The organism is Sphingomonas sp. G5, assembly GCF_052660795.1.
In genome coordinates this window covers 3476165-3498304 of sequence record NZ_CP109660.1, presented here as the reverse complement: position 1 = coordinate 3498304, position 22140 = coordinate 3476165, and the positions used below count along the sequence as shown (strand labels likewise).

The following is a 22140-nucleotide window of genomic DNA, read 5'->3' as shown; positions in this document are numbered from 1 at the left end:
GGAAAAGAAGCCTGATGAAGAGTCAAATTCTGTGATACATCTTCGTTTTTCTCGCCGTTTCCACGCGGCTGGACGCTTTGCGAAAAAGTGCGCAGGAAAGGTCTTGCGGGCCGCATCTACTCGACGCGGATCCCGCCACCCCAGACTCGCCGCACGCGCCAGTCCGCGTCCCACGCGACGAGGTCGGCGCGCATTCCCGGCTCGAGGAGCCCGCGCGCGGGGTCGCCCAGCGCCGCCGCGGGAACGGCCGTCGCCGCTCCCACGGCATCCGACGCGGCAAGACCCAGGTCGACGATGGCCGCGCGCACCGCGCGATCCAGCGTCAGCGTCGACCCCGCGATCGTGACGCCGTCGTCGAGCAACGCGCGGCCGTCCGCGACGTGAACGTCGAGCTCGCCCAGGCGGTACGCGCCATCGGTGTGGGCGGCGGCGGCCATGGCATCCGTGATCAGGGCCACCCGGCGCGGCGCCGAGGTCAGCAGCATGCGGGCGACCGCGGGGTGAACGTGCACGCCGTCGAGGATGAGCTCGAGGGTGACGCGGTCGTCCTCAAGAGCGGCCGGCACCGGACCCGGCAGCCGGTGGCCGATCGCGGGCATCGCATTGAGCGCGTGGGTGAGCAGGGTGGCGCCACGCGCGATCGCCTCGCGCGTGAGGGCGTAATCGGCCTCGGTGTGGCCGATCGCGATGCGGATGCCGAGGGCGGTGAGCTCCGTGATCGCGTCGAGAGCTCCGGGGAGTTCGGGCGCAAGGGTGACCTGCCGGATGAGGCCGGGCTCGGCATCGCGCACGAGGTCGAGGACGGGTCCGTCGGGGAGAGCGAGCGCGCCGGGGTCGTGCGCCCCGCGCCGGGCGGGCGAGAGGCAGGGGCCCTCGAGATGCACGCCCAGAATCGCGGAATCGGACCGTCGTGCGACGGCGACGCGAGTGAGCTGCCGACGCAGGACGTCGAGCGGAGACGAGACCAGGCTCACGAGGGTCGCCGTCGTACCGTGGCGGCGGTGCGCGGCGACCCCGGCGGTAATGGCATGCGTTCCGTCGTCGAAGGCGTGCCCGCCGCCCCCGTGCACGTGCAAGTCGATCAGGCCGGGGGTCAGGGTCGCCCCGCCCAGGTCGATGCGCTCGGACGCCCTCGGAGCGAGCCCGGTGCCCACCTCGGCGATCAGACCGTTGTGCACCCGCACCCACGCGTCGGGCAGGTCGCGCCGCGCGTCGACCACCCGGGCGCCGGTGAGCAGCAGGTCGGCGGTCATGCCGAGGCGATCTCGCGGTGGTCCCAGGCGAAGCGGTAGTAGTCGCGGTGCTCGAGCTGGGCGGCGGCCGCCTCATCGACGATGACCACGGCCCGCCGGTGCAGCTGGATCGCGGATGCCGGGCACGACGAGGTCAGCGGCCCTTCGACGGCCGCGGCGACGGCGGGGGCCTTCGCCGCGCCGAAGGCGAGCAGCACGAGCACGCCCGCGTCGAGGATCGTACCGATGCCCTGAGTGAGGCAGTGCGTGGGGACGTCGTCGATGTTGTCGAAGAACCGTGCGTTGTCGGCGCGGGTCGCGGGCGTCAGCGCCTTCAGGCGCGTACGCGAGGCGAGCGACGAGCCCGGCTCGTTGAACCCGATGTGCCCGGTGCGGCCGATGCCCAGGATCTGCAGGTCGATGCCGCCGGCCGCGGCGATCGCGGCCTCGTACCGCTCGCCGGCCTCGGCCAGCGGACCCCCGTCGTCGCCCGGAACGCGCACGAGCGACGGGTCAAGTCCGAGGGGGCCGACGATGTCGCGATCGACCACGGCGCGGTAGCTCTCGGGGTGTCCGGCGGGCAGGCCCACGTACTCGTCGAGGGCGAAACCCCGCACGGCCGAGAGGTCGAGGGAACGCTCCGCCAGGGCCGCCCACACCGGCAGGGGTGTCGAGCCGGTCGCGAGTCCCAGCGTCGGGTCGCTGCGGCGACTCAGCGCGGCGACGATGAGGTCGGCGGCGATGCGGCCGGCATCCGCCTGTTCCTGCACGATCGCGATCTCGGTCACGAGCGGGCCTCCGTTCGGGGGGTGGTCGGCTCAGCCAGGATGACAGGTGCGGTCCACGAGCGGGTGACCTCGGGTCGCTGCGCGGCCTCGAAGGCCAGCATCGCGGCGCCGATGCGGCCGGCGTGCGTGCCCAGGGCCGCGGTCGTCAACCGGGGGGCTTCTCGCCACGCGAGCGCCGCGGTCAGCCGTTCGCGCAGGGGCTCGATGAACGCGTCCCCGGCCTGCGCGACGCCACCGCCGAGGACGATCACCTCGGGGTCGACGAGCAGGGTCAGGGTCGCGAGCCCCGTGGCCAGGGCGTCGAGCCCCTCCGACCAGACGCGGGCGGCGACGGGATCCGTGTCGACGCGGGCGATGATCGACGCGGCATCCGGAGTCTCTCCGTCGAGCAGCGGGGCGCTCGCCGCGTACCGCCGAGCCAGGCCGGCGCCCGAGAAGTACACCTCGAGGCAGCCGCGCTGACCGCACGCGCAGAGCTCGCCGCCGGGCACCACCGGGATGTGACCGAGCTCGCCGGCCCCGGAGATGGCCCCCTCGACGGCCCGTCCGTCGGAGGTGAGGGATGCCGCGACCCCGGTGCCGATCGCCGCGAAGACGACGTTGCGCGAACCGGCGGCGGCGCCGTAGGCCCCTTCGGCCGCACCCGCGGCGCGCACGTCGTGGTCGACCGCGACGGGGAGTCCGGTGGCGTCGGTGAGCAGACGGGCGAGGGGGACGTCGGTCCACCCGAGCGTCGAGGCGTAACGGACGGTGCCGGTGGCGCTGTCGATCAGGCCGGGGCTCACGACGCCCGCACCGACGACCGAGCGGCCGAGGTCCTCAGCCCCCGCGACGAGGTCGGTGAGCAGGTCCGCGATGCGCGTGACCGTCTCGGCACCGGAACCGCCCGTCGCGATGCGCGAGCTCTTCAGCACGTGACCGTCGATGTCGACGAGCGCCCCCTTCGCCGAGGTGCCGCCGATGTCGACGGCGATCACGGCCGGGTGCGACGCGCGGTCGCTCTCGCTCACCGCGAGCACCGTGTCGCGGATGACCGACTCGTCGGTGACGAGCTGTCCCCGACCCGAGGCGACCTGCGCGCGCAGGTGCACCTCACGGGCGCCGGTGCGATCGAGCAGCGCCGTCACGTTGTGGGCCCGGACCGAGCCGCCGACGAGGACCGTCGGCATCCGGGTGCCCTCCGACCGGGCGCGCAGCGCGGCGAGCACATCGGTCCCCTCGCCGGCCGTGGCCTTTCCCCCGGAGGTGAGTACGCGGGCGATGCCGTGGTGGGCGAGCGTGTCGTAGGCGTCGAAGAGGTCGACGGTGTCGTCGAAAGCCTTATGGAAAGTGATCGGCACCCCTCCCGCGGCGGTCCGGATCGCCTCGAGTGCCTGTTCGTCGACGTGCCCGTCGACGGTGAGCGCGCCGAAGACGATGCCCACGGGCACCCGACTGGTGCGCGCCAGGGCGGCGATGGCGCGGGCGTCGGCCCGCATCACGCGCAGCTCGTCGTCGGAGTAGACGAAGTCGCCGCCGCGCGAGCGGACCATGATCTGCACACCCACGCTCCGCACCGCGGCGAGGACGGACTCGATCATTCCGAGGCTGGGCGTCGTGCCCCCCTCGAGAAGGTCTGCGCACAGCTCGACGCGATCGGCGCCCGCCCGCTCGGCGGCGAGCACCCCTGCGAGGTCGTCGACGCAGATCTCCACGAGGGCGCGGGCGCGCGTGGAGGACTTCTCGGCGAGGGATGCCGGGTCTGCGGCGGTCGTCACGGTGCGGCGCTCGCTGCCGAGGCGTCGAGCCACTCCCGCACGTCGCGACCCACCTCGATCGAGCCGATCGGGACCCCGCCGCCGAGGATCGGCAGCTCGACGAGGTCGCCCGCGCCCGAGATGTCGGCGCCCAGGGCTTCGAGGACGGTGAGGGCGACGAGCGTCGTCGCGCGGGGGTTGCCGTCGAGGATCTTCATCGACACCGCAGCCCCGTCGGCCGTCGCCATGCCGATCACCCCCTCGGCGCCGCCCTTCGACAGCAGCCCCGGTACGCGCAGCATGGCGTCGGTGTTGGCATGGTGGTCGCCGCCGACGAAGCGGGGGTACGACCGCATGGCATCCGCCACTCTCCGCTCCGGCGTGCCGGGGGCGCCCGTCACGAGGGCGCGGAAGATGCGGGCGATGCCGAGGGGCGAGACGCTGAACAGGGGCGCCCCGCACCCGTCGACGGCTTCGTGCACCACCGTCTCGCCCGACAGGCGTTCGAGCGTCGAGCGCACGAGCTGCTGCAGCGGGTGCGACGGGTCGAGATAGCTCGCGGTGTCCCACCCGTTGACCGCGCAGGCGAGCAGCATCGCGGCGTGCTTGCCCGAGCAGTTCATGCGCACGCGCGAGCGCTGCTCGCCGTCGCGGATGAGACGTTCGCGCGTGGGCTCGTCCTCGGGCCAGTCGACCGGGCACCCGAGGGCGCTCTCGTCGAGGCCCGCGCGGGTGAGCAGATCGCGCACGACGTCGACGTGCACGTCTTCGCCGGTGTGGCTGCCCGCGGCGATCGCGAGGTCGGCTCCGTCGATGTCGGCCCCGGCGAGCAGGCACGCGAGGGCCTGCACGGGCTTGACGGTGGAACGGGGCAGGATCTGTTCGCCGCTCCCGGTCTGCCAGGCCACCGATCCGTCGGCGGACAGGGCGGCGATCGAGCCGAGGTGGCGGCTCTCGACGACACCCGAGCGGATGACGACGGCGAGGTCGGCCAGGGGGGAGGGAACAGGGGGAAGGGACGTCATGGGTGGTTCTTTCGATGCCGGGGCGAAGGCGGATCAGCGGTCGACAGGGGCGTTCGGGGTGGTGAGGCCGGCCGGGGCGACCTTGGCGGGGGTCGCGAGGCTGCGGCGGCCCGGTCGCTTCTGCAGGCGAGCGGCCAGGCCCGAGAGGCCGCCGTTGAGCGCGAGGAAGATTACGGTCACCACCACGAAGGTCTGGATGAGCAGGCCGTTGAAGCTCGACAGCACCTGCCCGCGGTACAGCAGCTCGGTGAACGCCACGATGTAGCCCAGCGACGTGTCCTTGAGCAGGCTCACCAGCTGGACCACGAGCGAGGGCGCGACGAAGCGCAGCGCCTGGGGCAGGACCACCTTGCGGTCGACCTGCCAGCGGGTCATACCGAGGCTGAGACCGGCTTCGGTCTGCCCGCGGGGCAGGGCGAGGACACCCGCGCGGATGATCTCGGCGAAGGCGGCCGCGTTGGCGATCGTGAGCGGGATGACGAGCTTCCACAGCACCGGGAAGTTCAGGCCGAGCTGGGGGAGGCCGAAGAGCATCAGGTAGATGAGCAGCAGCACGGGGACCGTGCGGGCGATCTCGATGTAGGCGGTGCAGATCCAGCTGATCCAGCGGACGCGGCTGAGACGCCCGAGGGCGAGCAGCAGGCCGAGCACGAACCCGAACACGGCGGTCAGGGCCGCGGCCTGCAGTGTGCCGAGCAGGCCGACGCCGAGGTACTCCCAGATCGCGATGTCGAGGAACGGCAACCACCGGTCGCTGTCGAGCTGGCCCTTCGACGCGAACTGCACGAGGGCGAGGGCGATGAGGCCCAGGATGACGACCGCGCTGACGATCGACCAGATGAGGATGCGGCGGCGAGTACGGGGCCCGGGCTCGTCGTAGAGCGAAACGGGGGAGGTCATCGGCGGATCCTCAACTTCTTCTCGAGGCGGCCGGCGGTGAGGCCGATCGCCAGCGCGAGCACCATGTAGATGAGCCCCGCCGCGGTGAAGATCAGGATGGGCTGAGCCTCGACGAGGTTGAGCTTGTTGGCGGCGCTCGTCAGCTCGACGACGCCCACCGCAGCGGCCAGGGCGGTGTTCATGGTGAGGGCGATCATGACGTTGCCGATGGGCTGGATCGCGGCCCGCAGCGACTGGGGGATGACGAGCACGCGCAGGGTCTGGCCGAGCGAGAACCCCAGCGCGCGGCTGGCCTCGATCTCGCCGCGGCTCACGGTGTTCACGCCGCTGCGGACGGCCTCGGCGACGTACGCCGCTTCGTAGAGGGTGAGCACGATGATCGCCGTCGGCGTCAGGGGCAGCAGGAATCCGGCATCCGGCAGGGCGAACACCGCCAGCACGAGGAGAACCAGAAGCGGGACGTTGACGAAGAACTGCACGTAGGCGAAGGCGGCCCAGCGCAGCACCGGCACCGGGCTGATGCGCGCGGCGGTGACGAGCGTGCCCAGCACGATCGATCCGATGCCCGCCGAGACGGCGAGCAGGATCGTCGTACCGAGCGCTTGCGCGATCGGCCCGGCGCTCGAGGCGAAGAAGTCCATGGGGTCCTCAGAAGAGCGTGAGAGGGGAGGGGAGACCGGCGCCCGTCATGTGCGGAACGGACGCCGGTCGGTCAGGGGATCAGGAGCCGGGGACGCTGCCGATCGCGGGGGGAGTCGGAGCGCTCGACTCGACGGCCGAGCCCAGGGTGGCGTCCCAGATCTTGGCCCACGAGCCGTCGTCCTGGATCTTCTTCAGCCAGTCGTTGATGAACGACTTGAACTGCGCGTCGTCCTTCTTCAGACCGATGCCGTACGCCTCACTGGTGAAGGGCTGGCCGACGACCTTGATGCTCTTGTCGTCGATGGCGTGGCTCGCGAGCAAGGTGAAGTCCTGCACGTACGCGTCGCCGCGGCCCTGGGTCAGGGCCTGGAGGGCCTGCGGGTCGGTGGCGAAGCTGACGATGTTCGCGGTGGGCTGCTTCTCGGGCACGGCCGTGACAGCGGGGGTGTTCGCGCCGACGATGACCGTCTTGCCGCCCAGGTCGTCGATGCCGTTGATGTCGGTGTTGTCACTGCGGACGGCGACGGCCAGACCCGACTCGAGGTAGGGGCCGGCGAAGTCGACCTGCTCGGCGCGCTTCTCGGTGATCGTGTACGTGTTGAAGACGACGTCGACGGTGCCATTGGCGAGCAGGGCCTCGCGGGTCTCGGACGCCGGCGGGACGATCTCGACGTTGGGCTCGCCGAGGATGTAGATGGCGAGCATCTTGGCGAGATCGGCGTCGAAGCCCTGCACGTCTTCGGGGTTCGTGGGGTCCTGCTGCGACAGCAGGGGGGCGTCGAGGGCCTCGGCGACGATGAGCTTGCCACGCGCCTTGATCTTGGCCATCGTCGAGTCGGAGATGAGGGCCGCGGCGTCGGCGACGGGCGCGTTCGCGTAGACCTCTTCGAGGCTGCTGGCCTTGGCCGACGCGCTGGGGTCGGACCCCGGGACGGCCGCGGTGCCGGACGAGCACGCGGCGAGAGACGCGACCGTGGCCGCGGACGCCAAGAGGACGAGGCCTCGGCGAAGGATCGAGCGAGAGGAGATCACGGGTACTGCCTTTCGGTTGCGGGTGCGTGCGGAACGAGCCGCGTCGGGGGCGGGGAGGATGTCAGTGGGCGAGGATCTTCGACAGGAACGCCCGGGCGCGGTCGCTCTCGGCGTGGGTGAAGAAGCGCTCGGGGGTGGTGTCTTCGACGATGCGTCCGTCGTCCATGAAGATCACGCGATCGGCGGCGCGGCGGGCGAAGCCCATCTCGTGCGTGACGACGACCATCGTCATGCCCTCTTCGGCGAGCGAGGTGATCACGTCGAGCACCTCGCTGACCATCTCGGGGTCGAGGGCCGAGGTCGGCTCGTCGAAGAGCATGAGCTTGGGCTTCATCGCCAGCGCGCGGGCGATGGCGGCGCGCTGCTGCTGACCGCCGCTGAGCTCGCCGGGGAAGCGGTCGGCCTTGTCGGCGATCCCGACGCGGTCGAGCAGGGCCAGGCCCTCTTCCCGCGCCTTCTTCAGCGGCACCTTCGAGACGATGTGCGGGGCGAGGGCGACGTTGTCGAGAACCGTGCGGTGTGCGAAGAGGTTGAAGGACTGGAAGACCATGCCCACTTCGGCGCGCAGGTCGGCGAGTCCGCGCCCCTCGCTCGGCAGCGGGACGCCGTCGATGGTGATGGTGCCCGAGGTGATGGTCTCGAGACGGTTGAGGCAGCGGCACAGCGTCGACTTGCCCGAGCCCGAGGGGCCGACGATGACGACGACCTCGCCGCGAGCCACGTCGAGATCGACGTCCTTGAGCACGTGGTGGTCGCCGAAGTGCTTCTGCACCTCGCGGACCGCGACGAGGGGCGCGGAGGCGGGGGCTGCGGGGGAGGCGGGCGTCGACACGGGGGTGGATCCTTCCCGCGGACTCGCCGCGATATCGGGTACAGCCGACGCGGGAGGTGATTTCCGCGTCCTTGGTGAAATCAAACTAACGAGGCCATGTTACAGAGATAATTCGAGACAGAAACTCCAAGTTTGGAATAAGATATGGGTGTGAAGCCTCTCCACGCGGCCCTGCCGACCTACAGCCCGCAGACGCTCGCCGTGCTGACCCCGCTGCGCACGGGCGCTGCGCGATCTCGAGCCGAGCTCGCCGCCTACACCGGTCTGTCGCCGTCGACCGTGACCGCGCGCGTCGATCCGCTGATCGCGGCGGGCGTGATCGTCGAGGACGGCACCGACGATTCACGCGGCGGTCGCCGACCCCGGCGCCTCGCGGTCCGCGGCGACCTCGGCACGGTGGCCAGCGTCGACCTCGGGGTCGAGCGCAGCACGATCGGGCTGGTCGACTACGCCGGCTCCTCCCTCGCCCACCGGCACCTCGTGCTGGATCTGGCGGAGGGCCCGGATGCCGTTCTCCGCCGCGTCGCAGAAGAACTCGCTGCGCTGGCGGCGGCGAACGGCGCGCCCACGGTGACGGGGGCGGCGATCGCGCTGCCCGGGCCGGTGTCGGCCGAGACGGGTCGGCTCGTCGCGCCGTCGCGCATGCCCGGCTGGCACGACGTCGACGTCGCGGCCCTTCTGTCCGACGTCCTCGGGGTGCCGGCCCTCGCCAGCAACGACGCCAATTGCATGGCGGTCGGCGAGCTCGTCGGGGGCGATCCCGAGGCCCTCAACCAGGTGTTCATCAAGGCCGGATCCGGGATCGGGTCGGGGGTCGTCGCGGGCGGACGGCTCTACACGGGCCGGAGCGGGGCCGCTGGTGACATCAGCCACGTCACCGTGCCCGGTGCGGCGCCGGTGCCCTGCTCGTGCGGGCGCGTCGGCTGCCTCGACGCCGTGGCGAGCGGGTCGGCCCTCACCCGCGCGGCCCAGGAGGCCGGACGCGACGTCTCCGACGTCGAGACGGTGATCGATCTCGCCCGAAACGGGGACGCGCTCGCCACCGGCCTGCTCCGTGAAGCGGGGAGCATGACCGGCGGTGTTCTCGCCACGATCGTCAACTTCTTCACCCCCGACCGTCTCGTCGTCGGCGGCTCACTGAGCGCGTCCGACGTCTTCATCGCCGCGATCAAGTCGAAGCTGTGGGCCGACTGCCTGCCCATGGCGACGGAGAAGCTCGAGGTCGCCGTGCCGCACCACCCGCGCACGGGCGGCATCCTCGGGGCTGCGCGCCTGTTCCTCGACGCGGCCTTCGGGCCGGAATCCGCTCGTTCGGTCCTGCGGGTCTCGGCTCGCGCCTAGCCCGCGGGGCCCGCTCGGGCGCGGCGGTGGGCCCGTCCCGCAGCGGGCCCACCGCCCCTGCTGATCCTCAGCGGGTCGGAACCACGTCCCAGTGCTCGCGGATCAACCCGCCGTCGACGCGGAACAGGTCGGCCGCCAGCAGCGGGTCGTCGGGCTTGGCGCCGACGGCCTGCGAGAACGTCCAGACGATGTCACCGTCGGACAGCGAGATGACCGACTGCTGCGCCGGGAACTGCACGCCGCTCGAGAAGAACTGCTTCAGCGCGGCGGTGCCGTTCGGGGCGACCGAGTTGTGCTGCAGGTAGGCGGGGTCGAACGCGCGGTCGAGGATCGACACGTCCTTGTCGCGGAACAGCGTGTCGTACGCCGAGACGGCGAAGACGCGGTTCTCCTCCTCCTGCTGCTCGGTCGGGGGCGGGGCGGGCTCCGACGGGCGGTACAGGTCGCTGAACATCGTGTTCGTGTTGCCGCTGGCGGGGGTGCCGGTCGGAATCGCCTGGTCGAGGGACCAGTGTTCGACGATCTTGCCGTCCTGGAGGCGGAACAGATCGACGGCGGCGTCGCCGCGGCGCTCATCACTCGGGTCGGGGGCGATCTGCCAGTGCACCGCGACCAGGTCTCCGTCTGATGCGAGGTGCTTGATCACGGCCTGAGCCCCGGGGATACGCTCCCGGTCGGCCGCGAACTGGGCGAGAAGCCCCTGAGGTCCGGATGCCGTTCCACTGCCGTGAGCGATGGCATCCGGGGCCACGATCTGATCCGCGATCGCCTGGGCGAACGGGCTGTCGGGATCGGCGAACGTGGTGGCGAACAGCGTGCGGACGAGGCAGGCGTTGAACTCCTCGGCGCCGACGTTCTGCCGATCGCCGGAGGGGGCCGTGGATGCGGGCGATCCGGTCGTCGGCATGGCATTGGCGGGGGCGGCGACGACGAGTCCGCCGATGATGGCTGCCCCGGCGACCAGGGCGGCCGCGCGGGTGATTCGGGGGGTGACGGGGGGCATGGTGTTCTCCTACGCAGTGCGGATCTGTGAGTCACCGTTCCGTCGACTCGTGGTCCTCTCTGCGACGGTGACCGGTGGAGACACGAGCACGCGGTCGGCGGCTCGTGGAGTACCGGCAGGATCGCAAGATTCCACCGCGCGCACACGTACGCACCTGACCGTTAGGTACTGACCCCGAGGTCGGATTCGTGGCGACGGCGGTCGATGCTGGGCGGATTCATAAGACCCGCCGGCTGCTCAGGCGTCGCGCAGATCGCGGTCCGACGCCACCCGGTCGGCCGCGCGGCTGCCGACGATGCCGCCCACGACGAGTCCGGCGATGATGACCACCGCGGTCAGGGCGGGATCGGCGTCCGACAGGGCCGGAACCGCCAGCGGCAGGACTGCGACGCCGACCGCTACGAGAGCGAACACGGCATAGGGGAGCACCGCGGCGCGGTGCCCGGCCCGCCACGCGGCGTCGCTCTGCTGGATGGCGGGAAGCCGGATGCCGACTCCCCAGCCCCTCGGGATGACCCCGCGCCCGCACAGGGCGAGGATGGGGATGAAAGCGAGACCGACGACGGCGAGGATGATCGCCCCTGTGCTCATGGCGGCAGGATACGCCCGACATACGCTCGCCGTCGTACGCTCCACGTGATGTCCTCGTCAGATCGCGCCCCGCGGCTTCCACGTGTGTTCCGGGAACGCCGGGGCCTGCTGGTGGCGATCGTGGTGCTCGTCATCGCGGTCGTCGCGGGGGCGAGTCTCACCAGCGCCAACGATCACGCGGTGCGCGATTCCGTCGCTCCCGTCGAGTGGCGCGGGGCCTTGGACGGAGCCGCGCCCGGGAGCGAGATGCGGATCCGGCTGCAGCGCGACGGTACGGCGGAGGTCATCGATGCCCCGCGCGGAGACGTGACGCGTCAGGACCGCGACGAGGCGCGGCAGAACCGCAACGGCCGCCGGCACCTCTGCTTCGCGCCCGCGGGGACGGGCGTCTACACCGGGCCCGCCACCTGGGAGGTCGTCGGCGAGTGGGGGATCCGGGTGCAGTTCGACGATTCGTCGCTCATCCTGCGCGCGGGCAAGGGCGGCTCCGTGCTGCGCGACCCCGACTGGAACAGCCCGCGGATGCCCGAGTGCGGTGAGAACGGCAAGAGCTGGCGGTTCACGCGCCTCGACTGAGCACGGCGGGCCGTGCCGAGGAAGCCGAGCGCGGTCAGCCCTTCGGGACCTCGATCTTCACGGGTTCGCCCCACCCCGTGAACTGCTGCATCGTGGTGGTCTCGATGCCGCCGAACGATCCCGTCTCTTGGATGGCGACGACGCGGTGCCCCTCGCCGAGCCACACGGTCATGTCTTTCACGTCGACCCCGGATGCCGAGAAGGAGCCGTTCGCGTGCACCCGCCACGCGCGCACCTCGGTGCCGTCGGGCAGTGAGACGGTGTCCTGATCGGGTTGCACCGTCCAGCCGGGAGCGGCCGCGAGCAGCGCTGCGGCGGCCGAGGGATCGGCGAACGCCCGGTACGTCTCACCGATCGTGGCGGCGATGACCGCGCGGTAGTCGCTGCTGGTGGCGTCGGCGCGCACCCACGCGCCGTCGAAGCTCACCCACGCCTCGTCGGAGGTGAGCACCAAGTCGTGCGTGCCGTCGGAGCCGGTGACCGATCCCGAGGTCGCGGGTGCGTCGCCGAAGACGAAGTCGGCTTCGCCCGTCAGATCGGCCGACTGCAGGTGCAGGTGGCCGCTGCCCGCGGCGCGCGAGTATGCGATCACGCACGCCGAGAGAGCATCGCCGGTGACCGTCGCGTCGGCGATGAGATCGACGTCGTCGCACTCGCGCGGAGACGAGACCGCGGGAACGCCGGCCGGTGTCTGCGATGCGATCGCGGTGGGGGTGGGGGAGTCAGCGGTTCCGGGTTCGCCGGTCGGCGCGCAGGCAGCGAGCAGCAGAAGGCCGACCGAGGCGAGAGTGAGCCCGAGGGCCGTCGTCGACGTTCGTCTCATGGCATCCACTTTAGGAAGACAGTGGCCGGGCGGACCACCGCACGGCCCACCCCGCCCCGGGCCGTGAAACGCTGGATCCGAAGGAGGGATCGACCATGACCGACCCCACACCCGCCGACCGGCTGCGCGCGGCCCTCGAGCACTCCGACGCCTCGGCCCGGCTGCAGGCCGCGCTCGCCGCGGGAACGCGACCCGATGATCGCTACGTCGACGTGCTCGTGGCGCGGTGCGCGGTCGAATCCGACTTCTTCGTGCGCGACATGCTGACGTGGGCGCTCACGCGCCACGACCCCGCGCGCACCGTGCCCGCCCTGCTCCCCGAGGTGGGGTCCGAGATCCCCCAGGCGCGGAGCCAGGCCCTGCACACGCTGTCGAAGATCGGCGACCCGGTCGCGTTCACCGCGATCACGCCCGCGGTCCTGCGTGACAGGCACCCCGAGGTGGCGCGGGCGGCCTGGCGGACGGCATCCGGTCTCGTTCCCGACGACCAGCACGAGAGCCTCGCCGACGAGCTCTCGACCCAGTTCGGTCGGGGCGATCACGACACCCAGCGGAGCCTGAGTCGGGCGTTCGCCGCGATCGGCTTGCGCGCCGAGCCGACCGTCGAACGCGCCGCGGCCTCGCCGTACGACGTCGTCAGCGCGCACGCGCGGGCCACGGCGATCATCATGGACGACCCGGATGCCGACTTCGCCGCCGCCGCGGTCGAGGCCCGGCGTGTGGTGGCTCAGCGCGCTCTGCCGGTTGAGGAGTGACCCGCGGGCTCAGTGGTAGTGCGTGACCCACGCCCAGAGCGGCGGCCGTCGTCGACGCGCAGACGTCTCGCGGGCTTGGTTCACGGCGCGGAGCGCGGTGACGGGCTCGGCATCCGCGCCGACGACGGCTACGGCGGCGGAGTCCGCCGGCACCGCGGCGACGACCGCGGAATCCGCCGGCACGGGCCCGCTCCGCAACTCGCGCGCGAGATCGGCCACCTCGCCCGCGGTCGGGCGCCCCTCGGGGTTCGGGTCGGTCATCGCCGTGAGCAGCACCTCCCAGCCGTAGCCGAAGCCCTGCGGCACCTCGGGGTCGTAGTCCAGGGGGCCGAGCACGAGCTCCTGCATCGCACCGCCGCTCAACGGACCCTCGGCCGTGAGCATCTCCTGCGCCAACAAGCCCAGGGCGTAGATGTCGGATGCCGGGGTCGCGGCCTCGCCATGCAGTCGCTCGGGCGGGAGGTATGCGGCATCCGGATGCGTCTGCGCGGTGGCGGGACGGGCGCCGAGCACCTGCGTCACGCCGAAGTCCGCGAGGACGGCGGTGAAGGGACGGGGCGCGGCGCGCTCGGGGCGCAACAGCACGTTCGACGACTCGAGGTGCTGGTGGACGATACCGACCTCGTGGATCGCGGCGAGGCCCTCGGCCACATCTTGGAGCAGTCCCGCGGCGACGTCGGGAGCCAGCGCGCCGTGGTCGTCGAGATGCTGGCGCAGGGTCGGACCCGGGATGAGCTCCATGACCAGGTAGCCATGCCCCTCGCGCGTGAGGTGCGCGTCGTACAGCGTCACGAGCGACGGGTGATCGAGGGCGGTGAGGATGCGCGCGGCCGCGAGTCGCCGGCGGGGATGAGCGACCTCGTCGGGGTCGAGAGGAAAGACCTTCACCGCCACATCGCGCGCGAGCACGTCGTCGCGCGCCCGGTACACGGTGCCCTCGCGGTCGGAGCCGAGGGGCTCGATCAGCCGGTAACGCCCCGCGAAGGCGCCCTCGAGCGACGGGAGCGTCGCGTCGGGGGTGCCCATCGGATCCTTGTCGAGAGGCCGGTCGCCGTGCGGGTGGAGCTCGGACGGGGTCGTCACACGAGGGGGTCGCCGTTGTCGCTGGTGCGACGGGTGGTGACGCTCTGGCCGCTGGCCGGATCGATGGTCGAGCGGGTGGTGGACTCGACCGAGCGACGACGGAACATGAAGACCAGGCTGATCACGAAGATGACGACGCCCGCGGCCATCAGGATGTATCCGATGGTCTGAAGGTTCGCCACGCCACCGAGGTCGAGATTGACCGCGAAGGCCAGGATGGCGCCGATCACGAAGAGTGCGATGCCGCTGCCGATACCCATGGGAAACTCCCTCGTTGCTGTGATTGTCTAGTGATCGCGACCGGTGACATGGACCTGTGCCGGTCACGATCGCTCAAACGCTACTGAGTGAAAAGACTTTGCTGCGACCGATGGCGCGGCGCATTCTTGGGGTGCATAATGGACGACCTTCAGCGCAGGGCGAACGCTTTCGCGGCGCTCGGAGACCGCGGTCGTCTGCGGATCGTCGACCTTCTGGCGGTCGGAGACATGTCGTCGAGCGAGATCGCGGCCGCCCTCGGAATGAAGTCGAACCTCGTGGCCTTCCACACCAATGTGCTGCACGAACGGGGAATCGTGCGGCGGGTGCGCTCCGAATTCGACGGCCGCCGCACCTACCTGCAACTGATCCCCGACGCATTCTCGGCGCTCGCCGCCGACCCCACGTCGGTGGGCGGTCGCGTCGTCTTCGTCTGCACCGCCAATTCCGCCCGATCTCAGCTCGCCCAGGCGATCTGGGCGGACCACAGCGGCATTCCCGCCGCCTCCGCGGGAATGCACCCGGCCAATCGCGTGAATCCCGGAACGATCGACGCAGCGACCCGCCACGGCATTTCTCTGGACCCGGATGCCAGGCCCCGAGCGCTCGACCAGGTGGCGCGCCCCGGCGACTTCTTGATCAGCGTGTGCGACCAGGCGCACGAGCAGATGAGGGGCCGCGACGACGTGCACTGGTCGATCCGCGACCCCGCGAACAGCGGCAGCGTGGAGGCGTTCGACCGCACCGTCTCGGAGCTGCGTGCGCGGATCGCGCGGGTTGCGGCGCAGCTCGTCGCGGCGTGAGCGTCGGGCACCTCACGACCGCGCGGTCAGCGCCGGGATCAGCACCGGAGTGCGGTCACGGTAGGCGAGGTAGTCGGACCGGTCGCCCCAGCGCTCGTCGGCGCGCTTCTCGAGCAGAGGGATGCCGCTGACCCGCGTCAGCAACAGCACCACGAACAGCGGCGACAGGACGGCGACCCACTGCCAGCCCTTCAGCACGGGCACGGCGACGAGGAAGACACCGACCCACACGAGGATCTCGCCGAAGTAGTTGGGATGCCGGGACCGCGACCACAGGCCCGTGCGGATGAACTCCCCCCTGTTCGCGGGGTCGGCGCGGAACGCCTGCTTCTGGAGGTCGGCGACGACCTCGAACACCATCCCGGTGAGCCACACGACGATCCCCGCAACCGCGAACCCGTCGAGGGGCGCCCGGTCGGCGGCATCCGCGCTCATGGCGATCCAGGCGGCCGACGCGGTGAGAGCCACCCAGAGCCCCTGGATGCACCAGACCTGGAAGAAGCGCAGCGGGTTCGTCTTGATCTCGTCGAAGCGTCCGTCGGTACCCGCCCGGTGCACACGCGCGAAGAGGAACGAACCGAGGCGCGCGGCCCACACGACGACCATCGCGGCGAGGATCCACCCGCGGGCGTCCTGCGCGGGGGCGAGCAGGGCGAGGGCGATCGAGACGGCGATGAAGGTGAGGCTGCCGGTCAGGTCGAAGAACCGCTCGGTGCGGCGCAGGGCCGAGGGGAGGAAGACGACGAACTGGATGACGAAGGCCGCCGTCACAGCGATCGCGAACACCGGGATGCCACCGACCTGCGCACCGCGGAAGCTTCCGGCGACGGCGAGCCCCGCGCCGATGACGAGGGCCACCACCACGGCGACGAGCGCCGTGAGGTTCCGGGTCGCGGGGGACCGTTCCGAGGTGGGGGGAACGGGTGCGGTCATGATGCGGCTCCTCTGTACAGGGTGTCGATCGTGTCGGCGGCGCGGTGCAGGACCTCGCGGCGCTTGATCTTGAGAGTCGGGGTGACGAGCTCGCGATCGTCGAGGTCGGCGAGCACGACGGTGAAACGGCGCACCTGCTCACTGCGCGACACGAGGGCATTCGCCGCGTCGACGGCGGTCTGCAGGTGGGCGGTGAGGCGGGGGTCGTCGATCGCGCGCACGGCGCCCGGAATGCCGGGCTCGAGCGTAGAACCGTTCGCGGCCACCCAGGCGGCCGACTGCTCGGGATCGAGGATCAACAGGGCCGAGAGGTAGGGCTTGCCCTCGCCGACCATGACGGCGTGCTGCACGAGCGGACTCGCCTCGACCGCGCCCTCCCAGCGGGCGGGCACCACCGTCTTGCCGTTCGAGGTGACGATGACGTCTTTCAGGCGGCCCTCGAGGATGACCCGCCCCGAGTCGTCGATGCGACCGAGGTCGCCCGTGCGGAAGAAACCGTCCACGAACGCCTCGGCGTCGTGACGGGGGTCGCGGTACCCCGAGAACACGCCCACACCGCGGGCGAGCACCTCTCCCTGCGGGCTGATGCGCACGGTCGATCCGGGAAGGGGGAGTCCCACCGTGCCCGAGGCGATGCGCCCGGGCAGGTTTCCGGTCAGCGGCGCGGTCGTCTCGGTGAGGCCGTAGCCCTCGATGACCGGGACCCCGATGCCCCGGAAGAACAGCGACAGATCGCGATCGAGGGTCGCCCCTCCCGACAGGATGTACCCGACCCGCCCACCCATCACGGAACGGAGCCGCGCGTAGAAAAGCGCGTCGAAGACGGCCTTTCGCACCCGGAAGCCGAGGGGAGCGCGGCGCGGGTGGCCGGCATCCCGGAACTCTTCGAACCGCCCGCCGAGGATCGCGGTGGCGACGGCGCGAGCCCACAGCCGGCCGAGGTGCTTCTCGGCGGCTTTCTCGCCCGCGGCCGACTGGATCTTCTGCAGGACGCGGGGAACCGCCACGAGGAAGGTCGGGTGCAGCACGGCGAGGGTGGGCACGACCTGCGCCGGCTCGGAGAGGTGCGCGATGCGCATGCCGCTCGCGATGCAGATGAGCTGCAGGCCGCGCGCGAGCACATGGGCGAGCGGGAGGAAGATGATCGTGTTGCCCTGCGGGTTCACCACTTCGCGGTACGCGGCGGCGATGTTGAGCACTTGACCGAGGAAGTTCGCGTGCGTGAGCACGGCGCCCTTGGGCTCGCCGGTCGTTCCCGAGGTGTAGACGATGGTCGCCGGATCGTCGTGGCCGGCGCGGATGCGGCGGCTCTCGAGCTCGGCCTCGGAGACATCGGCACCCCGCGCGCTGAGCTCGTCGAGCGAGGGGACGTTCTCGACGCCCGCCATCGCCCAGGTGCCGAGCGTGTCGTCCCCGGCCTGCGCGAGTGCGTCGGTGAGGAGGTCGGCGTGCGCGCGGGTTCCGGCCACCGCGAGGCGCACGCCGGCGTCGCGCACGATCGCATCGACCTGCGAGGCCGACGACGAGTCGTACACGGGAACGACCACGCCCCCGGCGAACCAGGTGGCGAGATCGGCGACGGCCCACTCGTAGCGCGTCGGCGCCATGATGGCCACGGTGTCGCCGGGCTGCAGGCCGACGCCGATCATTCCCTTCGCGAGCGCGCGGACGGCATCGAGGAAGGCCGCGGTGGTCACCGGCTTCCACCCGCTGTCGGTCGGCACCTCGAAGGCGATGTGATCGGGGGCTTCCTCCGCACGGCGGACGAGCAGATCGGTCACGTTGGTGAACGCGTCCAGGCGCGCCAAAGCGGGCGTGTGCGTCTCGAACATCATTCCTCCGGGCGAGTGCGCGGTCCTCGGGTGGGGGACCGCCGAGATCATTTCGGAGGCGTGCTCGGTTCGGATTGCCGGTCGGGGCTTCCCGCGCGCGGGCTCAGGGGGCGCTGAGGGCCCGCACGGTCAGGCGCACGAAGAAGTAGCCGATGGCGATGTTGATGACCACCCCGATCAGATACGTGACCGAGAGGCCGTTCGTCGCCGAGATCGAAGCGAACGCCACCACGGCGGCGATGACGCCCCCGCCTCCTGCCACCGCCAGGGCCGCGAGGTGCACGTTCGGCGACGGGCGAACGGCGGCCAGCAGCCACAGCACGCTGAGCAGCCCGACTGTCACCCCGCCCGCCAGGAGGGTGGGCTCGTCCAGACCGATCCACAGGTACATGACCGCGACGACGGCGAAGATCGGCGCCAGCACGAACGCGAGAACCCGCGCGCGGCGGGCGAGCTTCTCGGGCGGAACCGGGTCGATCGAACGCGAGGCCATCTGCCCTCTTCCCCCTGCGTGGCGCGGAGTCGCCAGGCTATCCACCGGGTCCGCTCCTCGTCCAGGAGAAGGGAGGCTGTCGCCGTCAACCCCCGGGCCTTTCAGGCTTTTCTTGGCACTCGGCCGGTATTTTCTCTCGCGTCGGTGTGGACTCGTGCGCCCCGCACGGGTCGCTGATCGCCGGCGAGCGAGACGACACGGAGGCGACGACGATCAGTACCTTGACGGCACCCGCTCCTCGCGTGACGGCTCCGGCGACGGCATCCCGCCCCGCGAACCCCGCGAACCCCGCGAACCCCGCGAACCCCGCGAACCCCGCGAACCCCGCGAACCCCGCGCGCCACCTGCCCTCTCTGACAGGGCTCCGCTGGGCGACGGCGATGCTGATCTTCGGTCACCACCTCATGGCGGTCGAGTACTTCGGCGGCACCGCCGGAACCGTCTGGGCCTTCGTCTTCGAAGCCGGCAAGACCGGCGTGACGCTCTTCTTCATCCTCTCGGGCTTCGTGCTCGCCTGGGGCCACAAGCCGCAGCAGAGCGCCGGGTCGTTCTACTGGCACCGCTTCGCCCGCATCTACCCCCTGCATCTCGTCGGCGTGGGACTGGCTCTGGTCGCCGCGGCGACCCTCGTCCCCGAGATCCGGACCGCGGGACGGGCGCCCCTGGTCGCGAACGTCCTCCTCGTCAACGGCTGGGTGCCCGACTGGTGGCAGGCCGGAAACCCCGCCAGCTGGTCGCTCGTGTGCGAGGCGTTCTTCTACCTGAGCTTCCCGTTCCTCATCCGTCCGCTCGTGCGCCTCTCGAACCGCGCGCGGGGCGGCGTGGTCGTGGCATCCCTCGTGCTCGTCGCCCTGGCCCCACAGATCGCTGCGATCTCGCCGTTGCCGATGTCGGCGGCATCCACTCCGCTGCTCCGCCTGCCCGAGTTCGTGCTGGGCGTCACCCTCGCGCTGCTCCTGAAGAGCGGAGCCTGGATGCCGTGGAAGCTGCGCTACACGTTCCCCCTCGCCGTCGTGGGCTACGCCCTGTCGGAGGCGCCACCGATCCCCGGCACCGACATCCACCCGGGGCTCGCCGCGACCGTGGGGTCGTTCGCGCTGCTCGTCGCCTCGCTCGCCGCGGCCGACGCGCACGGCGGGTCGACGTTCCTCGCCCGTCCGCTCTGGCAGGAGCTCGGACGCGTGTCGTTCGCCTTCTACCTCGTGCACCTGCTCGTGATCGCGTCGGTGTCGTCGTCGTGGCCCGACGGCCACCCGCAACTGCCGTGGCGGCACGCGCTGCTGCTCGCGCTCGCCGCCTTCTCCATCGCGCTCGCGATCGCGTGGGTGCTGCACCGGGCCGTCGAGATCCCGGCGCAGAAGTGGCTGCTGCGGTACGACCGGTCGCGGCACGTGTCCGAGGGCACGGGCGCTGCGGTCGGGGGAGAGACGCACGCCTCGGCGGCCGGTTCCCCCGCCGCCCGTTAGGCTCGCGGGATGTTCGGGGCGCATATCTTCATCCTTCTGCTCACCTGGGGCGTGGCCCTGGTCGCGATCGGCGCGGTGCTGTACTTCGCGGTGCGTCTGGCCGTGCTGCACGCGCTGAAGGCGCACACCCGCTGGGTCGAGTCCGGGCAGCGCTGACGCGGCGCCCGACCACTCCCGAGGGCCTGTGTCGAGAACAGGCGATTCGCTGAGATCAGGCCGTTTCGCGGGGAGTCGTCCTGGTTCTGGTGGCATTGCCTGTTCTCGTGACGCGGCGGTCTGGGCCACGACACGCCCGGCCCACCGATCGTCCAGATTCGCCTCGGTACACTTCCCTGTGCCCGAAACACAGCTGAACCCCGACCGCGATGCCGCGCGGGCGGTATCCATCGATCCGACCGAGCTCGAGATCGCGCTGCGCGTCATCGACGCCGCCTCGTCGCTCGACCCGGAAGATCCCGCGTACATCGCCCTGCGCCGCCAGACCGGAAAGCTCTACAAAGACGTCAAGCGCCAGTCGCGCAAAGAGAAGCGTCAGCGCATCGCCGAGGCCGATCGCGCGGTCGTGGCCGCGACCGCCACGGGCGCCGCCGACCGCATCGACGACGAGACGCGCGGCATCCCGCTGCAGGCCCGCACCGAGATGCCGTTCGCGGGCGAGCTGATCAAGGCGCGCGCCTGCTACATCTGCAAGCAGGACTACACGCTGGTCGACGCGTTCTACCACCAGCTCTGCCCCGACTGCGCGGCCATGAGCCACGCCAAGCGCGACGCCCGCACCGACCTCACCGGCAAGCGGGCCCTGCTCACCGGCGGCCGCGCGAAGATCGGCATGTACATCGCGCTGCGGCTGCTGCGCGACGGCGCTCACACCACCATCACCACGCGCTTCCCGCGCGATGCCGTGCGCCGCTTCTCGTCGCTGCCCGACAGTGCCGAATGGATCCACCGCCTCAAGGTCGTCGGCATCGACCTGCGCGACCCCGCCCAGGTGATCGGGTTGGCGGAGTCGGTGGCATCCGAAGGCCCTCTCGACATCCTCATCAACAACGCAGCTCAAACGGTGCGGCGGTCTCCGGGGGCGTACAAACCCCTGGTGGATGCCGAGCTCGCACCGCTCCCCGACGGACCGCTGCCCGAACTGGTCACCTTCGGCCACACGAACGACGCCCACCCGCTCGCCCTCGCGCAGTCGGTGTCGGCGCACCCCATCCTCGCGTCGGCCGCGCGCACCGCCGACGAATTGACCGCCGAGGCGATGGCCGCGGGCTCGTCGTCGCTCGAGCGTCTGGCCGCCGGCACGGCGATCGACGCGGGCGGACTCGTTCCCGACGAGGACCGCATCAACAGCTGGACGCAGCACGTCGACCAGGTCGAGCCCCTCGAGATGCTCGAGGTGCAGCTCGCCAACATGACCGCGCCGTTCCTGCTCGTCAGCCGGCTGCGCCCCGCGATGGCCGCATCGACCGCGCGTCGCAAGTACATCGTCAACGTGTCGGCGATGGAGGGCGTGTTCGGCCGCGGCTACAAGGGCCCCGGCCATCCGCACACCAACATGGCCAAGGCCGCGCTGAACATGCTGACGCGCACGAGCGCGCGCGAGATGTTCGAGTCGGACGGCATCCTCATGACCGCGGTCGACACCGGCTGGATCACCGACGAGCGCCCCCACTTCACCAAGGTGCGCCTGGCCGAAGAGGGCTTCCACGCCCCGCTCGACCTCGTCGACGGCGCCGCCCGCGTGTACGACCCGATCGTGCGCGGCGAGGCCGGCGAAGACCTGTTCGGGATCTTCTTGAAGGACTACAGCAAGGGCAGCTGGTAGGCCGCCGCGGGGGTCGCCGCGGCTCGTCCCGCCGTGGCGCCTGCCGTGCCCGGCCCTGCCCCGCCTTGCCCCGTCCGCCCTGCCGTGCCCGGCTCTGCCCCGCCCGCCCCGCCCGCCCCCGCCCTGCCCGTTGAGTGTCCACAACACCCGGACGATTTTCGGATCCGTCCGGGT

23 protein-coding genes are annotated in these 22140 nt (G+C 71.3%); 7 read left to right on the top strand and 16 right to left on the bottom strand.

Going from position 1 to position 22140, the window contains the following annotated elements:
• Positions 1-116 precede the first annotated feature (116 nt).
• The 8 genes from nagA to NE358_RS16495 form a co-directional block, all read right to left on the bottom strand.
• Entirely contained in the window at positions 117-1253 is a 1137-nt protein-coding gene (gene nagA / locus NE358_RS16530; RefSeq protein ID WP_289940196.1) for an N-acetylglucosamine-6-phosphate deacetylase, read from the bottom strand.
• Entirely contained in the window at positions 1250-2020 is a 771-nt protein-coding gene (locus tag NE358_RS16525) for a glucosamine-6-phosphate deaminase (protein ID WP_103207619.1), read from the bottom strand. Before NE358_RS16525 ends, nagA begins: the two co-directional genes overlap by 4 nt.
• Entirely contained in the window at positions 2017-3810 is a 1794-nt protein-coding gene (locus NE358_RS16520) for a copper homeostasis protein CutC (protein WP_289940195.1), read from the bottom strand. Before NE358_RS16520 ends, NE358_RS16525 begins: the two co-directional genes overlap by 4 nt.
• Entirely contained in the window at positions 3774-4781 is a 1008-nt protein-coding gene (locus NE358_RS16515; protein ID WP_289940194.1) for an asparaginase, read from the bottom strand. The genes NE358_RS16520 and NE358_RS16515 overlap by 37 nt, the downstream gene beginning before the upstream one ends.
• Positions 4782-4814: 33 nt before the next feature.
• A complete protein-coding gene (locus NE358_RS16510; RefSeq protein ID WP_289940193.1) occupies positions 4815-5681 on the bottom strand; it encodes an amino acid ABC transporter permease in 867 nt (288 codons plus the stop codon).
• A complete protein-coding gene (locus NE358_RS16505; RefSeq protein ID WP_056224894.1) occupies positions 5678-6322 on the bottom strand; it encodes an amino acid ABC transporter permease in 645 nt (214 codons plus the stop codon). Before NE358_RS16505 ends, NE358_RS16510 begins: the two co-directional genes overlap by 4 nt.
• Before the next feature lie 79 nt (positions 6323-6401).
• Positions 6402-7355 (bottom strand): glutamate ABC transporter substrate-binding protein, encoded by a 954-nt coding sequence (locus tag NE358_RS16500; protein ID WP_235556917.1) that lies wholly within the window; start codon positions 7353-7355, stop codon positions 6402-6404.
• 61 nt (positions 7356-7416) lie between these two features.
• Positions 7417-8187, bottom strand: a complete 771-nt coding sequence (locus tag NE358_RS16495; RefSeq protein ID WP_103207626.1) for an amino acid ABC transporter ATP-binding protein — start codon at positions 8185-8187, stop codon at positions 7417-7419.
• Between the two features lie 150 nt (positions 8188-8337).
• Between NE358_RS16495 and NE358_RS16490 the strand changes: the two genes are divergently transcribed.
• Positions 8338-9528, top strand: a complete 1191-nt coding sequence (locus NE358_RS16490) for an ROK family transcriptional regulator (RefSeq protein ID WP_246078310.1) — start codon at positions 8338-8340, stop codon at positions 9526-9528.
• Positions 9529-9595: 67 nt separating this feature from the next.
• On the opposite strand, the gene NE358_RS16485 is transcribed toward NE358_RS16490, so the two are convergent.
• Positions 9596-10531, bottom strand: a complete 936-nt coding sequence (locus tag NE358_RS16485; protein WP_289940192.1) for a nuclear transport factor 2 family protein — start codon at positions 10529-10531, stop codon at positions 9596-9598.
• Between the two features lie 237 nt (positions 10532-10768).
• Positions 10769-11122, bottom strand: a complete 354-nt coding sequence (locus tag NE358_RS16480; protein WP_289940191.1) for an SdpI family protein — start codon at positions 11120-11122, stop codon at positions 10769-10771.
• 48 nt (positions 11123-11170) lie between these two features.
• Between NE358_RS16480 and NE358_RS16475 the strand changes: the two genes are divergently transcribed.
• A complete protein-coding gene (locus tag NE358_RS16475; protein ID WP_289940190.1) occupies positions 11171-11698 on the top strand; it encodes a hypothetical protein in 528 nt (175 codons plus the stop codon).
• A 34-nt stretch (positions 11699-11732) separates the two neighbouring features.
• Here NE358_RS16475 and NE358_RS16470 read toward each other — a convergent pair whose 3' ends face one another.
• Positions 11733-12521, bottom strand: a complete 789-nt coding sequence (locus NE358_RS16470; RefSeq protein ID WP_267788700.1) for a hypothetical protein — start codon at positions 12519-12521, stop codon at positions 11733-11735.
• A 95-nt stretch (positions 12522-12616) separates the two neighbouring features.
• Between NE358_RS16470 and NE358_RS16465 the strand changes: the two genes are divergently transcribed.
• Positions 12617-13276, top strand: coding sequence for a HEAT repeat domain-containing protein (locus NE358_RS16465; RefSeq protein ID WP_289940188.1), 660 nt, complete (start codon positions 12617-12619; stop codon positions 13274-13276).
• A 9-nt stretch (positions 13277-13285) separates the two neighbouring features.
• Here NE358_RS16465 and NE358_RS16460 read toward each other — a convergent pair whose 3' ends face one another.
• Entirely contained in the window at positions 13286-14302 is a 1017-nt protein-coding gene (locus NE358_RS16460) for a serine/threonine-protein kinase (protein WP_289940187.1), read from the bottom strand.
• Positions 14303-14355: 53 nt separating this feature from the next.
• On the bottom strand, positions 14356-14619 hold the full coding sequence (locus NE358_RS16455) for a DUF6458 family protein (protein ID WP_289940186.1): 264 nt from the start codon (positions 14617-14619) through the stop codon (positions 14356-14358).
• Positions 14620-14757: 138 nt separating this feature from the next.
• Here NE358_RS16455 and NE358_RS16450 point away from each other — a divergent pair, with 138 nt between their 5' ends.
• Positions 14758-15420, top strand: coding sequence for an arsenate reductase/protein-tyrosine-phosphatase family protein (locus tag NE358_RS16450; RefSeq protein ID WP_289940185.1), 663 nt, complete (start codon positions 14758-14760; stop codon positions 15418-15420).
• A gap of 12 nt (positions 15421-15432) precedes the next feature.
• On the opposite strand, the gene NE358_RS16445 is transcribed toward NE358_RS16450, so the two are convergent.
• From NE358_RS16445 to NE358_RS16435, 3 genes are all read right to left on the bottom strand, one after another.
• The gene (locus tag NE358_RS16445; protein ID WP_267788694.1) at positions 15433-16353 is read right to left on the bottom strand and encodes a DUF1295 domain-containing protein; all 921 of its coding nucleotides are present in this window, start codon (positions 16351-16353) and stop codon (positions 15433-15435) included.
• Entirely contained in the window at positions 16350-18185 is a 1836-nt protein-coding gene (locus NE358_RS16440) for an AMP-dependent synthetase/ligase (protein ID WP_289940184.1), read from the bottom strand. The genes NE358_RS16445 and NE358_RS16440 overlap by 4 nt, the downstream gene beginning before the upstream one ends.
• Positions 18186-18288: 103 nt before the next feature.
• Positions 18289-18678, bottom strand: coding sequence for a hypothetical protein (locus NE358_RS16435; RefSeq protein WP_103207659.1), 390 nt, complete (start codon positions 18676-18678; stop codon positions 18289-18291).
• Positions 18679-18899: 221 nt separating this feature from the next.
• On the opposite strand from NE358_RS16435, the gene NE358_RS16430 reads away from it, so the two are divergent.
• The 3 genes from NE358_RS16430 to NE358_RS16420 all read left to right on the top strand — a co-directional run bounded on the left by NE358_RS16430 (position 18900) and on the right by NE358_RS16420 (position 21966).
• Complete coding sequence (locus NE358_RS16430; protein WP_289940183.1) at positions 18900-20144, top strand: acyltransferase family protein; 1245 nt, start codon at positions 18900-18902, stop codon at positions 20142-20144.
• A gap of 9 nt (positions 20145-20153) precedes the next feature.
• Positions 20154-20300, top strand: coding sequence for a hypothetical protein (locus tag NE358_RS16425; RefSeq protein WP_170210699.1), 147 nt, complete (start codon positions 20154-20156; stop codon positions 20298-20300).
• A gap of 178 nt (positions 20301-20478) precedes the next feature.
• Complete coding sequence (locus NE358_RS16420; protein WP_174799696.1) at positions 20479-21966, top strand: SDR family NAD(P)-dependent oxidoreductase; 1488 nt, start codon at positions 20479-20481, stop codon at positions 21964-21966.
• Positions 21967-22140 lie beyond the last annotated feature (174 nt).

What these genes read in the sequence shown, in the direction of transcription:
- NE358_RS16505 (WP_056224894.1), bottom strand. Translation starts at nt 6,322, where the DNA reads ATGGACTTCTTCGCCTCGAGCGCCGGGCCGATCGCGCAAGCGCTCGGT.
- NE358_RS16460 (WP_289940187.1), bottom strand. Translation starts at nt 14,302, where the DNA reads ATGGGCACCCCCGACGCGACGCTCCCGTCGCTCGAGGGCGCCTTCGCG.
- NE358_RS16465 (WP_289940188.1), top strand. Translation starts at nt 12,617, where the DNA reads ATGACCGACCCCACACCCGCCGACCGGCTGCGCGCGGCCCTCGAGCAC.
- NE358_RS16455 (WP_289940186.1), bottom strand. Translation starts at nt 14,619, where the DNA reads ATGGGTATCGGCAGCGGCATCGCACTCTTCGTGATCGGCGCCATCCTG.
- NE358_RS16470 (WP_267788700.1), bottom strand. Translation starts at nt 12,521, where the DNA reads ATGAGACGAACGTCGACGACGGCCCTCGGGCTCACTCTCGCCTCGGTC.
- NE358_RS16485 (WP_289940192.1), bottom strand. Translation starts at nt 10,531, where the DNA reads ATGCCCCCCGTCACCCCCCGAATCACCCGCGCGGCCGCCCTGGTCGCC.
- NE358_RS16450 (WP_289940185.1), top strand. Translation starts at nt 14,758, where the DNA reads ATGGACGACCTTCAGCGCAGGGCGAACGCTTTCGCGGCGCTCGGAGAC.
- NE358_RS16440 (WP_289940184.1), bottom strand. Translation starts at nt 18,185, where the DNA reads ATGTTCGAGACGCACACGCCCGCTTTGGCGCGCCTGGACGCGTTCACC.
- NE358_RS16435 (WP_103207659.1), bottom strand. Translation starts at nt 18,678, where the DNA reads ATGGCCTCGCGTTCGATCGACCCGGTTCCGCCCGAGAAGCTCGCCCGC.
- NE358_RS16510 (WP_289940193.1), bottom strand. Translation starts at nt 5,681, where the DNA reads ATGACCTCCCCCGTTTCGCTCTACGACGAGCCCGGGCCCCGTACTCGC.
- NE358_RS16475 (WP_289940190.1), top strand. Translation starts at nt 11,171, where the DNA reads ATGTCCTCGTCAGATCGCGCCCCGCGGCTTCCACGTGTGTTCCGGGAA.
- NE358_RS16445 (WP_267788694.1), bottom strand. Translation starts at nt 16,353, where the DNA reads ATGACCGCACCCGTTCCCCCCACCTCGGAACGGTCCCCCGCGACCCGG.
- nagA (WP_289940196.1), bottom strand. Translation starts at nt 1,253, where the DNA reads ATGACCGCCGACCTGCTGCTCACCGGCGCCCGGGTGGTCGACGCGCGG.
- NE358_RS16480 (WP_289940191.1), bottom strand. Translation starts at nt 11,122, where the DNA reads ATGAGCACAGGGGCGATCATCCTCGCCGTCGTCGGTCTCGCTTTCATC.
- NE358_RS16515 (WP_289940194.1), bottom strand. Translation starts at nt 4,781, where the DNA reads ATGACGTCCCTTCCCCCTGTTCCCTCCCCCCTGGCCGACCTCGCCGTC.
- NE358_RS16425 (WP_170210699.1), top strand. Translation starts at nt 20,154, where the DNA reads ATGTTCGGGGCGCATATCTTCATCCTTCTGCTCACCTGGGGCGTGGCC.